This window comes from Tistlia consotensis USBA 355 (assembly GCF_900177295.1).
GTDB lineage: Bacteria > Pseudomonadota > Alphaproteobacteria > Kiloniellales > DSM-21159 > Tistlia > Tistlia consotensis.
In genome coordinates this window covers 62117-75735 of sequence record NZ_FWZX01000015.1, presented here as the reverse complement: position 1 = coordinate 75735, position 13619 = coordinate 62117, and the positions used below count along the sequence as shown (strand labels likewise).

The following is a 13619-nucleotide window of genomic DNA, read 5'->3' as shown; positions in this document are numbered from 1 at the left end:
CGCTTTCGCGAGGGTGACGAAGCAACGGGGGCCGCCGTCTCCCCTTCCCCCCTTCCCGATGCTTCTTCTGGCCATCCCGCAGCCTTGCGGGCAAGGTAGCCGCGTACGCATCCGAAGGGGGGCCTTCATGTCGAGCATCGCGGCGACGTTGCCGGACAGCGCCGGGCCCGGCGCGGCACCGAGCCCGCGGGCGACGATCCTCGCCGGGCTGATCGGCAACGTCATGGAGTGGTACGACTTCGCGGTCTACGGCTACTTCGCGACGGTGATCGGCGCGCTGTTCTTCCCCAACGCCGACCCGGCGGTCTCGGTGATCGCGGCCTTCGGCGCCTTCGCCGCCGGCTTCCTGGTCAGGCCGCTCGGCGGCCTGCTCTTCGGGCGGATCGGCGACCTGGTCGGGCGGCGCCGGGCGCTGACTCTCTCGGTGGTCTGCATGGCCCTGCCGACCGTCGCCATCGCCTTCCTGCCGACCTACCAGACGATCGGCGTCGCAGCACCGGTGCTGATCGTGCTGCTGCGCATCCTCCAGGGCCTGTCGGTCGGTGGCGAGTACACCGGCTCGATCGTGTTCCTGGCCGAGAAGGCGCCGCACGGCCGGCGCGCGCTCTACGCCTCCTGGTCGATGTGGGGCGCGGTCGCCGGCATCCTGCTCGGCTCGGCCGTCGGCGCGATCATGACCAACGTCCTGGACGAGGCGGCGATTCTGGCCTGGGGCTGGCGCCTGCCCTTCGCGCTCGGCGCGCTGGTCGCGCTCTCCGGCTGGTTCCTGCGCCGCGGCATCGCCGCCGAGGCGCCGCCGCCGGAGGCCAAGGCCCCCTTGCGCGACACCTTCGGGCGCCATCGCCTGCAGGTGCTGCGCGTCGCCCTGCTGAACCTGGTCAACGGCGTCGGCTTCTACGCGACCTTCGTCTACTCCGTGACCTACATGAAGCAGATCGACAGGCTGCCGGGGCGCATCGCCTTCGACCTCAACACCGCCAACATGGCGCTGCTGCTGCTGCTGATCCCGCTCGCTGCCCTGGCCGCCGACCGCTTCGGCCGCAAGCCGCTGATCGTCGCCGGCGCCGCCGCCTTCGCCTTCGGCGCCGTGCCGCTGTTCCACCTGATCCACAGCGGCGACGACGGGCTGGTGCTGCTCGGCGAGGCCGGGCTGGCGCTCGCCATGGGCCTGTTCGGCGGCGGCATGGTCATCGCCAACGTCGAGCTGATCCCCAAGGCCGTGCGCTGCACCGGCCTGGCCTTCGCCTACAACGCCGCGATCGGCCTGTTCGGCGGCACCACGCCGATGGTCGTCGCCTGGCTGGTGACCTCGACCGGCAACCCGATCGCGCCCGGCTGGTACGTCGCCGCCGCCGGCGCGGTCTCGCTGCTCGCCGCGCTCTTCCTGCTGCCCGAGACGAAGCACCAGCCGCTCGCCTGAGCCGGCCGCAAAGCCGCCCGGACGCTCTGGCGATTTGGCTCCGCCGGCCGCCTGGCCTATGGTCGGCGCCCCCGTCCCCTGCCCTGCCGGAGCGTCGCCCTGGTGAGATCCGTCCTGCGCTGGAGCCTGCGTGTCCTCGGCGGCCTCGCGGCGCTGCTCCTGATCGTCCTGCTCGGCGGCTGGCTGTGGCTCAGGACCTCGCTGCCGAAGATCGACGGCGAGGTCACGGTCGCCGGCGCCGAAGCACCGGTCGAGCTCTGGCGCGACCGCGACGGCCTGGTGACGGTGCGCGCCGGGAGCTGGAACGACGCCGCCTTCGGCCTCGGCTACGCCCACGCCCAGGACCGGCTCGCCCAGATGATCATGCTGCGCGCCGCCGGGCGCGGCGAGCTCTCGGCCGTCGCCGGCCGCTCGACCCTGGGCGTCGACCTGCTGATGCGCACCCTCGGCTTCGCCCGCCTGGCCGAGGCCCAGGTCGCCCACCTGACGCCGGAGACGCGGGCGCTGCTCGAGGCCTACGCCGGCGGCGTCAACGCCTATCTGGCCAGCCGTTCGGGCGCGCTGCCACCGGAGCTCCTGGCTTTCGGCGACCCGAAGCCCTGGACACCCGCCGATTCCCTGCTCTGGGCCAGGCTGATGGCGCTGCGCCTGTCGGGCAACTGGCGCACGGAGCTGCGCAACGCCCGGCTCGACGCCGTGCTGAAGCCGGGCGACTGGCAGGACCTGTTCCCCGACCAGCCGGGCGCGGACTATCCGACGATCCCGGCCGACGGCCTCGCCGGCCTCGTCGGCCGCACGGTGCTGGCCGCCCTGCCCGAGGAGCTGAAGAGCTACGGCGCCAGCAACGTCTGGGCCGTCTCGGGCAGCCGCACGGCCAGCGGCAAGCCGGTCCTGGCCAACGACCCGCACCTGATGCTGCAGGTGCCCTCGACCTGGTACCTGGCGCGCCTGGAGACGCCGGAGGGCACGGTCGCCGGCGCGACCTCGCCGGGCGTGCCGGTCGTGCTGATCGGCCACAACGATCACATCGCCTGGGGCATCACCTCGACCGAGTCGGACACCCAGGACTTCGCGATCGAGACGCTCGATCCCGGGGACCCCGGCCGCTACCTGACCCCGGACGGCCCAAAGGCCTTCGAAACGCGGCAGGAGACCATCGCGATCCGCGGCGAGGACCCGGTCACCGTCACCCTGCGCCGGGCGCGCTTCGGCCCGGTGGTCAGCGACACCTTCCGGGGCGGCGAGGCGCCGCTCGCGAAGAACCAGGTCGCGACCCTGGCCTGGCCGGCGCTGAGCGCCGACGACTCGACGCCCGATGCCCTGGTCGCGCTGAACCGGGCCAGGGACTGGGCCGGCTTCCGCAAGGCGATGAGCCTCTGGGTGGCGCCCCAGCAGAACGTCTTCTACGCCGACACCGCGGGGCACATCGGCTTCTGGACGCCCGGCAAGGTGCCGCTGCGCATCGGCTACGACGGCAGCCGGCCGGTCGAGGCCCGGGACCGCGAGGCGCTCTGGTCCGGCTTCATCCCCTTCGAGTCCCTGCCCCATGCCTTCGATCCCGCCCAGGGCTGGCTGGCCAACGCCAACAACCGCATCGTCGGGCCGGGCTACCCCTACGAGATCGCGACAGAGTGGCAGAACCCGGCGCGCTACCGGCGCATCGCCCAGGTCCTGGCCGCCGATGCCGCCTTCAGCCCCGCCAAGGCGGCGGCCCTGCAGCTCGACCGGCTCTCGCCGGTCGCCCGCGAGCTGCTGCCCCTGATGCTGAAGGCGAAGCCCGCCGCGGGAGAGGCGGCCGAGGCGCAGGCCCTGCTGGCGAAGTGGGACGGCACGATGGACCGCGACCGGCCGGAGCCGCTGATCTTCTACGCCTGGCTGCGCGAGCTGAACCGCATCCTCTTCGCCGACGAGCTGGGCCCGGCCTTCGGCGAGATCGCCTTCTGGAACCCCGAGGCGATCGAGCGGGTGCTGACCGCGGCACCCCGCTGGTGCAGGGGCCAGACGGCCGACTGCGACGAGGCTCTGCGCAAGAGCCTGGTCGAGGCGATCGCGCTGCTGCGGCGGGTCGGCGCCGGCGGCCCGCTCGAGGACCTGAAGTGGGGCGACTTTCACAAGGCGACGCTCGGCCACCCGCTGTTCAAGGCGCTGCCGCTGCTCGGCGCGCTCACGACCCTGGAGATTCCGACCGGCGGCGGCAACTACACGGTCGACCGAGCGACGCCGGTCTACCTGAACGAGCAGCGGCTGTTCCGCGACGTGCACGGGCCGGGCCTGCGCGCGGTCTTCGACCTCGCCGACCTCGACGCCTCGCGCTTCGTCATCGATGCCGGCCAGTCCGGCAACCCGCTGTCGCCGCACTACGGCGACTTCCTGGAGCGCTGGCGCGACGGGGCTTCGGTCAAACTGGTCGCGCCGAAGCGAGAGTCGGCGGATATCCTGGTGCTTCGTCCAGCCCGGCAATGACGCTCCGCGGTCGCGGATCGGCCGCCGCAGCCACAGGAGGATTTGGTGACCCAGACCGTGACCATCGATGACATCCGCCGGGCGGCCGGAGAGATCGCCGGCCAGGTCGTGCGCACGCCGACCGTCGAGGCGCGGCGGCTCGGCGAGCTGATCGGCTGCGAGCTATGGCTGAAGCTGGAGAACCTGCAGTTCACCGGCTCCTTCAAGGACCGCGGCTCGCTGGTCAAGCTGCTCAGCCTGACGGCGGCCGAGCGCAAGCGCGGCGTGATCGCCATGTCCGCCGGCAACCATGCCCAGGGCGTCGCCTACCACGCCGGCCGCCTGGGCATCCCGGCGACCATCGTGATGCCGGTCTTCGCGCCCTTCACCAAGGTCTCGCGGACCCGCGCGCTCGGCGCCAAGGTCGTGCTGGCCGGCGACACGCTGGACGCCTCGGCCGAGGCCGGCCGCGAGATCGCCGCACGCGAGGGCCTGGTCTGGGTGCATCCCTACGACGACCCCCTGATCGTCGCCGGCCAGGGCACGATCGGCCTGGAGCTGATGGAGGACCGGCCGGAGCTCGACTGCGTCGTCGTGCCGATCGGCGGCGGCGGCCTGATCGGCGGCATCGCCACGGCGGTCAAGGCGATCCGGCCGGAGACCGAGATGGTCGGCGTCGAGGCCGAGCTCTTCCCCTCGATGAAGCAGGTGCTGCGCGGCGAGCAGCCGCGCGCCGGCGGCACCACGCTGGCCGACGGCATCGCGGTCAAGACGCCGGGCAGGATCACCCGGGAGATCGTCCGCGCCCTGGTCGCCGACATCCTGCTGGTCAGCGAGACCGAGCTGGAGGCCGCGGTCTCGGCGCTGGTCGAGCTGCAGAAGGTCGTCGCCGAGGGCGCGGGTGCCGCCGGCGTCGCCGCGCTGCTGGCCCAGCCGGAGCGTTTCAGGGGCCGCCGGGTCGCGACGGTGATCTGCGGCGGCAACATCGACGTCCGGCTGCTCTCCGGCGTGCTCAACCGCGCCCTGGTGCGCGACGGCCGCCTGGTGCGCCTGCGCGTCTCGATCATCGACCAGCCCGGCCAGCTCGCCAAGCTGGCCCAGGTCATCGGCGAGACCGGCGGCAACATCGTCGAGGTCGTCCACCAGCGTCTCTTCGCCGACGTGCCGGCCAAGCAGGCCGACATCGACGTCATCGTCGAGACCCGCAACCAGGAGCACGTCCAGGAGATCATCCAGGGATTGAAGCAGGGCGGCTTCGCCAGCCGCGTGCTCTCGACCAGGTCGATCGACGGCGGCGCGTAGGGAGCTGCGGCGTCGGCGCTGCTCCCACGCCCCTCGACAGGCTCGGGACGAAGCGAAGAACGGTGCAAACGGCAACCTGCCCGAATTCTCCAGCCTCTGCTTCGTCCCGAGCCTGTCGAGGGGCGTGGGAGCGATGTCGAGGGCTGCCGCGCCTGCAGCCGAGCTCCGGCTAGGAAGGCGCCGCGAGACCGGATAGGCTCGCGGCCATGAACCATGACAGCTACCCCGACGGCTACATCCTGGGCATCCTGCAGCGCACCCGGACCATCGCCATGGTCGGCGCCAGCCCGAAGTGGAACCGGCCCTCGTTCTTCGCCATGAAGTACCTGCAGGAGAAGGGCTACCGGGTAATCCCGGTGAACCCCGGCGTCGCCGGCCAGGAGATCCTGGGCGAGACGGTCTACGCCGACCTCGCCTCGATTCCCGGCCGCTACGAGATGGTCGACGTGTTCCGCAACTCGGCGGCCGCCGGCCCGGTCGCCGACGAGGCGATCCGCCTCAAGGACGAGAAGGGCATCCGGACGCTCTGGATGCAGCTCGGCGTGCGCAACGACGAAGCCGCGGCCCGCGCCGAGGCGGCCGGCCTCGAGGTCGTGATGGACCGCTGCCCGAAGATCGAGTTCGGCCGCCTGCACAGCGAGCTTTCCTGGGCCGGCTTCGACTCCAAGGTCATCACCGCGAAGCGCCGGCGCCTCAGGGTCGGGTGACATGGTCCCTCCCTCCTCTTCTCCTCTCCGCCCCGGGGGGCGGAGAGGCCGGGAGAGGTGGGGGAGACCGGCCCGCCCTCCCCTTGCCGACGGACGCCACTTCGACCCCCACACCTCTCCCCGGCCCTCTCCCCTCCCCAAGGGAGCGGAGAGGGAGAGAAGGAGAGGGCGCGTCTGTGGGATTGACGACGGCGCGCGGCTCGCGGATAGTCCCTGCCATGATCGAACGCGCTGCCACCTTCCGCTGGTATTTTACGCCTTCTCCATAGGAGCGGCACCGTTCGACCTGTCTGAAACGATGCCGCCGCCGAGGCGGCATTATCGTTTCCGGGCCTCTCGGCGGCGGCGCTGCCTGGAGATGCCGCGATGCCCCGAGACCCGCTACCCTCCCCTTCCGAGCTCCAGATCCGCCACGCGGAGCGCGAGGACGCCGCCGCCGTCGTCCGGATGATCCGCCGCCTGGCCGTGCCGCACGGCGAGCGCGCGCCCCTCGGCCGCGCCGTCGCCGAGTGGGACGTGCTGGGCGACGAGCCCTGGGCCACGGCCCTGGTCGCGGAGGCCGGGCCCGCGCTGGTCGGCTGCGCCGTCTTCGGACGGCACTACCGGACGCCTTCCGCAGGGCGCTGCCTGGACCTCGGCAGCCTCTTCGTCGAGCCAGCCTGGCGCGGCCGCGGCGTCGGCCGCGCTCTGGTCGAGGCCGTGCTGCGCCATGCCCGGGTCCTGGACTGCAGCCGGGTCGTCGTCGGCACCGTCGCCGCCGACGCGCCTGCCCAGGCCTTCTACGAGCGCCTCGGCTTCGCGCCCGCCGCGCTCGCGGGCCCGCGCCACCGGGCCCTGGTGAGCCCGGCCCTGCAGGGCGCCCAACCGGAGGACCGCAGGCCGTGACTGCCGGCATACCGACGCTGGAGACCGCCCGCCTGCTGCTCCGCCCGCTGGCCCTCGACGACGCCGCGGCGGTGCAGCGGACCTTCCCGCAGTGGGAGATCGTCCGCCATCTGGCCGCCCACGTGCCCTGGCCCTACCCCGCCGACGGCGCCGAGACCTTCATCCGGGACAAGGTGCTGCCGGCGATGGACGCGGGAACCGAATGGCACTGGTCGCTCCGGCCCGGGACGGAGCCGGAGCGGCTGATCGGCGTCATCTCGCTGATGGACCGGGAGGACGACAACCGCGGCTTCTGGCTCGACCCGGCCTGGCAGGGCCGGGGCCTGATGACCGAGGCCGCCGAGGCGGTCACCGACTTCTGGTTCGAGGTCCTCGGCAGGCCGGTGCTGCGCGTGCCGAAGGCCGTTGCCAACGGCCCGTCTCGTCGCATCTCGGAGCGGAGCGGCATGCGCGTGATCGCCCGCGACGAGCGCGACTACGTCGCCGGCCGCCTGCCCTCCGAGCTCTGGGAGATCACCCGCGAGGCGTGGCGGGCACGGCGGAGCGGATGACGGGCCCGGGCCGACTTCGCTCCGCCCTTCGACAAGCTCAGGACGAAGCGAATCGAGGGACGCATGCTGCCCCTTCGGCTTCATCCTGAGCCTGTCGAAGGATGGAGCCGATCACCGCAGGGATTCGCGTCGGCTGCAAATGTCGAATCGCAAGCTCTTGGCACAACGAACGTCTTTGCGGGATCAGATACGCTACAGCAGAGCCGTTGCCGGCCGGTGTTCTCTCCGTGCTGAAAAACTTTGATTCACATGCAATTTTATATCTAACTATATTTTTTTCCTATCCCGCCCCCTCTTCGCTTTCCGGCCGGCCCTGCGCTATAGCTCGGGGCTCGACGGGCCCCGCGGGGGCAGGAAGGACCAGCGATGACCGACCGAAAGCAGCCGCCGGCCTACGGCTTCGAGACCCGCATGCTGCACGCCGGGGCGCAGCCCGAGCCGGTCACCGGCGCGCGCCAGACGCCGATCTTCCAGAACACCTCCTACGTCTTCCACGACGCCGATCACGCGGCCAGCCTGTTCAACCTGCAGACCTTCGGCTTCATCTACTCGCGCCTGGCCAACCCGACGGTCGCCGTGCTGGAGGAGCGGATCGCCAGCCTGGAGGGCGGCCGGGGCGCCACCTGCTGCGCCTCGGGCCACGCCGCGCAGATCCTGACCTTCTTCGCCTTCATGGAGCCCGGCGACCGCTTCGTCGCCTCGACCCGGCTCTACGGCGGCTCGATCACCCAGTTCGGCAAGACCTTCAAGAAGTTCGACTGGCACTGCGACTTCGCCGACTTCGACGACCTCGAGGCGGTCAGGGCGGCGATCGGCCCGAGGACCAAGGCGCTGTTCTGCGAGAGCCTGGCCAACCCCGGCGGCGTGATCAGCGACCTGGAGGCCCTGGCCCGGATCGCCGAGCAGGCCGGCATTCCCCTCATCGTCGACAACACCATGGCGACGCCCTTCCTCTGCCGGCCGATCGAGTGGGGCGCCGACCTGGTGATCCACTCGACCACCAAGTTCCTCTCCGGCAACGGCACGGCGATGGGCGGCGCGGTCGTCGATTCAGGCCGCTTCGACTGGAACGTCTCGGAGAAGTTCAGGGGCCTCAACGCGCCCGAGCCGGCCTACCACGGCCTCTCCTTCTACGAGACCTTCGGCGACATGGCCTTCACCATGCAGGCCCATGCCGTCGGCCTGCGCGACCTCGGCCCGACCATGGCGCCGATGCACGCCTTCCTGACCCTGCTGGGCAGCGAGACCCTGGCCCTGCGCATGGAGCGCCACGTCCGCAACGCCGCCGAGGTCGCCGCCTTCCTGGAGCGCCACCCGGCGGTCGCCTGGGTCTCCTACGCCGGCCTGCCGTCGAGCCGCTACCACGCCCTGGCCGGCAAGTACCTGCCGGGCGGGGCGGGCTCGGTCTTCACCTTCGGCCTGAAGGGCGGCTACAAGGCCGGCCTCAAGCTGGTCGAGGCGGTCAACCTGTTCAGCCACCTGGCCAACATCGGCGACGCCCGCTCGCTGATCCTGCACCCCGCCTCGACGACCCACCGCCAGCTCAGCGACGAACAGCGCGCCGCGGCCGGCGCCGGCGACGAGGTGATCCGCCTGTCGATCGGCCTGGAAACCGTCGCCGACCTGATCGCCGACCTCGACCAGGCCCTGGCCATCGCCGGCCGCCACGCGGCGGCGGAATAGGAGGCAGGGCGCCTCGCCTCCGGGACGGCCGGTCGCTAGCGCCTCGAAATCCCTTCGAAGAACGCTAGGTAAGCGGTGCGACTCGCCTCGGTCGCCGCGAAATCCCCACCGACAGTATGGCCGGCATAGGACTGGACCGGCACCGCGAGATCGAAGGAGTGATGGGCGCCCTGGTAGACGATGGCACTCAGGCGATCGTCGTCGGCACGCGCCGCCTTCTCGGCGCAAGCGGACGAAGGTACCCAGTCGTCGGCGCCGCCGAGCAGCAGCAGAAGCGGGCTCGCGAAGTCGAGGTCGTTACCGATCACGCCACACCAGGGATAGTAGGCGACCACGCCGGCGAAGGGCTCGGCACCCGGATGGTCCCGCAGCGCCCGCGGCTTGGCAGCGAGCACGGCGACGCTGCCGCCGTTGCTCTGGCCGATCAGGAAGATGGCCCGGCCGTCGATCTCGGGGCGCGCAGCCAGCCAAGCCCGCGCCGCGAAGGCGTCGGCGACACGGTACCAACGCGCCTGCGCGAGGGCGTTGAGGTCGCTGCAGACGCGACCGTCACCGAGGCCCCGCGGGCCGAAGGAATCGACGATCAGGGTGGCGAAACCATGGGCTTCGAGAAAGGCCGCGTGGGCGCGCAGCCCGGCCTCCACGGTATCGCTGAGGCCAGCGCAGCCATGCAGCAGCACAACCGCCGGAAAGGGCCCCTCGCCCGCCGGCAGGTCGAACTCCGCCGTCAGCGTGGCGTCGTGCTCGGCCAGGGCCGAGCCCGAATCGAACCGAACCGTCTCGGCCCACGCCGCCCCGGCCCCGGCCGCAGCGGCCGCAAGCAAGGCGAGGGTCGCAGCGAGAAACGTCCGAAGGCGCATGTCGATCCCCTTCACTGTACCGGCGCGTGCGCCTGGCTCGCCGCCAGCAGCGCGCGCGTGTAGTCCTCCCGCACCGCCCCGCGGGCCAGGGCCTCGCGGTCGAGGACCTCGACGATGCGGCCCTGCTGCATGACCGCCAGGCGGTCGCACATGTGGTCGATCACCGCGAAGTCGTGGCTGACCATCAGGAAGGTCAGGCCGCGCTCCTCGCGCAGCCGGCTCAGCAGGTTCAGCACCTCGGCCTGCACCGAGGCGTCGAGCGCCGAGGTCGGCTCGTCGAGCAGCAGCACCGAGGGCTCCAGCATCAGGGCGCGCGCCACGGCGACGCGCTGGCGCTGGCCGCCGGAGAGCTGGTGCGGATAGCGGAAGCGGAAGGAGGCATCGAGGCCGACGTCCTGGAGCGCCGCCTCGACCCGCCGGTCGCGCTCGCGCCGCCCGCCGAGGCCATGGACGAGCAGCGGCTCCGAGAGCACGCGGTCGACCGTGTGGCGCGGGTGCAGCGAGCCGTAGGGGTCCTGGAAGACCATCTGGACCCGGCGCGCGAAGGCCCTGTCGCGGCTGCCGATACGGCCCAGGGCCGGCGGGGCCCGGCCGTCGATCAGGGCGCGCCCGGCCGAGACCGGCGCGAGACCGCAGAGCGCGCGCAGCACCGTCGACTTGCCGGAGCCCGACTCGCCGACCAGGCCGAAGGATTCCCGAGGCTCGACCGACAGGTCGATGCCGCGCACCGCCCGCACCGCCTCGCCGCGGGCGGCGAAGACGACCTCGAGGCCGGCGATCTCGATCAGGGCCATCGCCGCGCCCTACTCCGCCCAGCCCGGGTCGCGCCGCAGGGTCGGCAGCGGCCCGCGCGGCCCGCCGACCGCCGGCAGGCAGCGCAGCAGCCCCCGGGTGTAGGGATGGCGCGCCTGCTCCAGCTCCGAGGCCGCGAGCGATTCGACGACGCGGCCGGCGTACATGACCAGCACCCGGTCGCAGAAGCGCGCGACCAGCGGCAGGTCGTGGCTGATGAAGATCAGGCCGAGGCCGCGCTCGCGGACCAGGCCGTCGAGGATGCGCAGCACCTCGGCCTCGACCGTCACGTCGAGCGCCGAGGTCGGCTCGTCGGCGATCAGCAGGTCGGGCTCCGGGATCAGCATCATGGCGATCATCACCCGCTGGCCCATGCCGCCGGACAGCTCGTGGGGATAGGCGCCCATGACCCGCTCGGGATCGCGGATCTGCACGGCCTCCAGCATCGCGACGGCGCGCCGCCGGGCCGCGCCGGCCGACAGGCGGTCGCGCCGGCGCAGGCCCTCGGTGAGCTGCCGGCCGACGGTCATTACCGGGTTCAAGGAGTACTTCGGGTCCTGCATGACCATCGCCAGCCGCCGGCCGCGCAGCGCCCGCATGCCGCGCTCCGGCAGGCTCAGCAGATCCCGGCCGTCGAAGGCCAGCCGCTTCGCCGTCACCCGCCCCGGCGGCTGCACGAGGCGCAGGATCGCCCGGCCGGTCATGGTCTTGCCGGAGCCGGACTCGCCGACGATGCCGAGCCGCTCGCGGCCGAGCGTGAAGGAGACGCCGCGCACCGCCTCGACCCGGCCACCGGGCGTGTCGAAGGCGACCTTCAGGTCCTCGACCTCGAGCAGCGGCTTCATCGGGAGGCGCTCATCTCGAGGCGCTCCGGGGGTCGAGCACGTCGCGCAGGCCGTCGCCGAGCAGGTTGAAGCCCAGGCTGACGACAAAGATGGCGAGGCCCGGCACGGTCGCGACCCACCACTGGTCGAAGAGGTACTTGCGGCCCGAGGAGATCATCAGGCCCCACTCGGGCAGCGGCGGCTGGGCGCCGAGTCCGAGGAAGCCGAGCCCGGCGGCGACCAGGATGATGCCGGCCATGTCGAGGGTGATGCGCACGATCACCGAGGAGAGGCAGAGCGGCATGACGTGGCCGGTGACGATGCGCCAGGCCCCGAAGCCCTGCAGCTGCTCGGCCGCGATGTAGTCCGAGTTGCGTACGGTCAGGGTCTCGGCCCGCGCGACGCGCGCATAGGGCGGCCAGGCGGTCAGGGCGATCGCCAGCACGGCGTTGCCGATCCCGGGGCCGAGCGCGGCGACGAAGGCGAGCGCGAGGATCAGCCGCGGGAAGGCCAGGAAGATGTCGGTCAGGCGCATCAGCACGACGTCGACCAGGCCGCCGAAGTAGCCGGCCGCCGTGCCGATGGCGAGGCCGAAGACCGGCGCGGTCGCGACGACCAGCAGCACGATGTAGAGCGTGACCCGGGCGCCGTAGACCATACGGCTCCAGAGATCGCGGCCGAACTCGTCGGTGCCGAGCCAATGGCCGGCGGTGCCCGGCGGCGAGAGGCGCTTCGCGAGATCCTGGGCCAGCGGGTCGTGGGTCGCGAGCAGCGGTGCGAAGATCGCCGTCAGCACCAGCAGCAGCACGATGGCCAGGCCGAGCAGGGCCACCGGGTTGCGCAGCAGCGACAGCCAGCCGAGATAGGCTTGGCCGAGCCAGGCCTGGCGGCGCGAGCGCGGGCTGCGGCTGGTCAGCCAGGTACGCCAGGACGCGGTTGCGGAGCTCATCGCCTGACTCTCATGAGGCCTCTCAGCGGGCCCGCGGGTCGACCAGCCGGTACAGCAGGTCGGACAGCAGGTTGAGCAGGATGAAGGCGGCGCCGACCACGATGGTGCCGCCCATCACCGCGGACAGGTCGCCGGAGAAGAGCGCGTTGGTGATGTAGAGGCCGAGGCCGGGCCAGGCGAAGACCGTCTCGGTCAGCACCGAGCCCTCGAGCAGCTGGGCATAGGACAGCGCGATCACCGTGATCAGCGGCACCAGGACGTTGCCGAGCGCGTGGACCCAGACGACGCGCCACTCCGGCATGCCCTTGACCCGGGCCGTCGTGACGTACTCCTGGTGCAGCTGCTCCAGCATGAAGGAGCGGGTCATGCGGCTGACGTAGGCCAGCGAGTAGTAGCCGAGCACGCCGGCCGGCAGCACGATGTGGGTGAGCGCGTTGCGGAACACGTCCCAGGCACCGGCCAGGGCGGTGTCGATCAGGATCGCGCCGGTGATCCGCGGCACGTCGAGGTCGAAGACGAACTGGAAGGAGGTGTCGAGCCGGCCCGGCCCGCCGACCCAGCCGAGGTCGCCGTAGAACAGCAGCAGGCCCATCAGGCCGAGCCAGAAGACCGGCATCGAATAGCCGAACAGCCCGACCAGGCGGATCGCCTGGTCGGCCAGGCGACCCTGGCGCACTGCCGCCGAGACGCCCATCGGCACGCCGAGCAGCACGCCGACCAGCGTCGCGATGGTCGCGAGCTCCAGGGTCGCCGGGAACACGCGGCCGATGTCCTCGAGCACCGGATGGGCGGTCAGGGTCGAGGTGCCGAGGTCGCCGCTCAGCACGTCGCGGAGATAGAGCCCGAACTGCACCAGCAGCGAACGATCGAGGCCGAGCGCATGGCGTGCCGCCGCGTACTGCTCGGCGGTCGCCCGCTCGCCGACGATCGCCAGGACGGGATCGATCGGGATCACCCGGCCGATGACGAAGGTGACGAAGAGCAGGCCGAGGAAGGTCGCGGCCAGGGTCGCGGCGAGTCCGGCGAGGCCGCGCGCGCGGCGGCCAATCAGGCCGCCGCGCGACGGCACGCCGGCCCCCTCCCGTCCCGGATCGGCGAGGTCGGTCACGCGATCCCGGCCGACGCCGGCGACGGCAGCCGTGCCGGGGCCCGGCCGGGGGCCGGCCGGAGGGCGCGGTCGCCGGCGGTCGCGAGGCAGCGAGCG

At 72.1% G+C, this 13619-nt stretch carries 12 protein-coding genes; 7 read left to right on the top strand and 5 right to left on the bottom strand.

What is annotated here, in order from left to right; genetic code table 11:
• Positions 1 to 127: 127 nt before the first annotated feature.
• The 7 genes from B9O00_RS17775 (at position 128) to B9O00_RS17745 (ending at position 8990) form a co-directional block, all read left to right on the top strand.
• Entirely contained in the window at positions 128 to 1420 is a 1293-nt protein-coding gene (locus B9O00_RS17775; RefSeq protein WP_085124046.1) for an MFS transporter, read from the top strand.
• A 102-nt stretch (positions 1421 to 1522) separates the two neighbouring features.
• Positions 1523 to 3883, top strand: a complete 2361-nt coding sequence (locus B9O00_RS17770; protein WP_159460245.1) for a penicillin acylase family protein — start codon at positions 1523 to 1525, stop codon at positions 3881 to 3883.
• A 45-nt stretch (positions 3884 to 3928) separates the two neighbouring features.
• Positions 3929 to 5164, top strand: a complete 1236-nt coding sequence (locus B9O00_RS17765) for a threonine ammonia-lyase (protein WP_085124044.1) — start codon at positions 3929 to 3931, stop codon at positions 5162 to 5164.
• Positions 5165 to 5370: 206 nt separating this feature from the next.
• Positions 5371 to 5871 (top strand): CoA-binding protein, encoded by a 501-nt coding sequence (locus B9O00_RS17760; protein ID WP_085124043.1) that lies wholly within the window; start codon positions 5371 to 5373, stop codon positions 5869 to 5871.
• Positions 5872 to 6237: 366 nt separating this feature from the next.
• Positions 6238 to 6756, top strand: a complete 519-nt coding sequence (locus tag B9O00_RS17755) for a GNAT family N-acetyltransferase (RefSeq protein ID WP_085124042.1) — start codon at positions 6238 to 6240, stop codon at positions 6754 to 6756.
• Positions 6753 to 7307 carry a GNAT family N-acetyltransferase gene (locus tag B9O00_RS17750; RefSeq protein ID WP_200808552.1) on the top strand — a complete coding sequence of 185 codons (555 nt, stop codon included), beginning with the start codon at positions 6753 to 6755 and terminating at the stop codon, positions 7305 to 7307. Before B9O00_RS17755 ends, B9O00_RS17750 begins: the two co-directional genes overlap by 4 nt.
• 366 nt (positions 7308 to 7673) lie before the next feature.
• A complete protein-coding gene (locus B9O00_RS17745) occupies positions 7674 to 8990 on the top strand; it encodes an O-acetylhomoserine aminocarboxypropyltransferase (RefSeq protein ID WP_085124041.1) in 1317 nt (438 codons plus the stop codon).
• Positions 8991 to 9025: 35 nt separating this feature from the next.
• Here B9O00_RS17745 and B9O00_RS17740 read toward each other — a convergent pair whose 3' ends face one another.
• Genes B9O00_RS17740 through B9O00_RS17720 form a run of 5 tightly spaced genes read right to left on the bottom strand, consistent with a single transcriptional unit; the run spans position 9026 to position 13466 of the window.
• Positions 9026 to 9865 carry a dienelactone hydrolase family protein gene (locus B9O00_RS17740; RefSeq protein ID WP_085124040.1) on the bottom strand — a complete coding sequence of 280 codons (840 nt, stop codon included), beginning with the start codon at positions 9863 to 9865 and terminating at the stop codon, positions 9026 to 9028.
• Positions 9862 to 10644 carry an ABC transporter ATP-binding protein gene (locus B9O00_RS17735; RefSeq protein WP_085124039.1) on the bottom strand — a complete coding sequence of 261 codons (783 nt, stop codon included), beginning with the start codon at positions 10642 to 10644 and terminating at the stop codon, positions 9862 to 9864. The genes B9O00_RS17740 and B9O00_RS17735 overlap by 4 nt, the downstream gene beginning before the upstream one ends.
• Positions 10645 to 10653: 9 nt before the next feature.
• Positions 10654 to 11487: an ABC transporter ATP-binding protein gene (locus B9O00_RS17730; RefSeq protein ID WP_085124038.1), complete on the bottom strand. Its 834-nt coding sequence runs from the start codon at positions 11485 to 11487 to the stop codon at positions 10654 to 10656.
• A gap of 10 nt (positions 11488 to 11497) precedes the next feature.
• Positions 11498 to 12415, bottom strand: coding sequence for an ABC transporter permease (locus B9O00_RS17725; protein ID WP_085124037.1), 918 nt, complete (start codon positions 12413 to 12415; stop codon positions 11498 to 11500).
• Between the two features lie 22 nt (positions 12416 to 12437).
• Positions 12438 to 13466: an ABC transporter permease gene (locus B9O00_RS17720; protein WP_200808555.1), complete on the bottom strand. Its 1029-nt coding sequence runs from the start codon at positions 13464 to 13466 to the stop codon at positions 12438 to 12440.
• Positions 13467 to 13619: the final 153 nt, after the last annotated feature.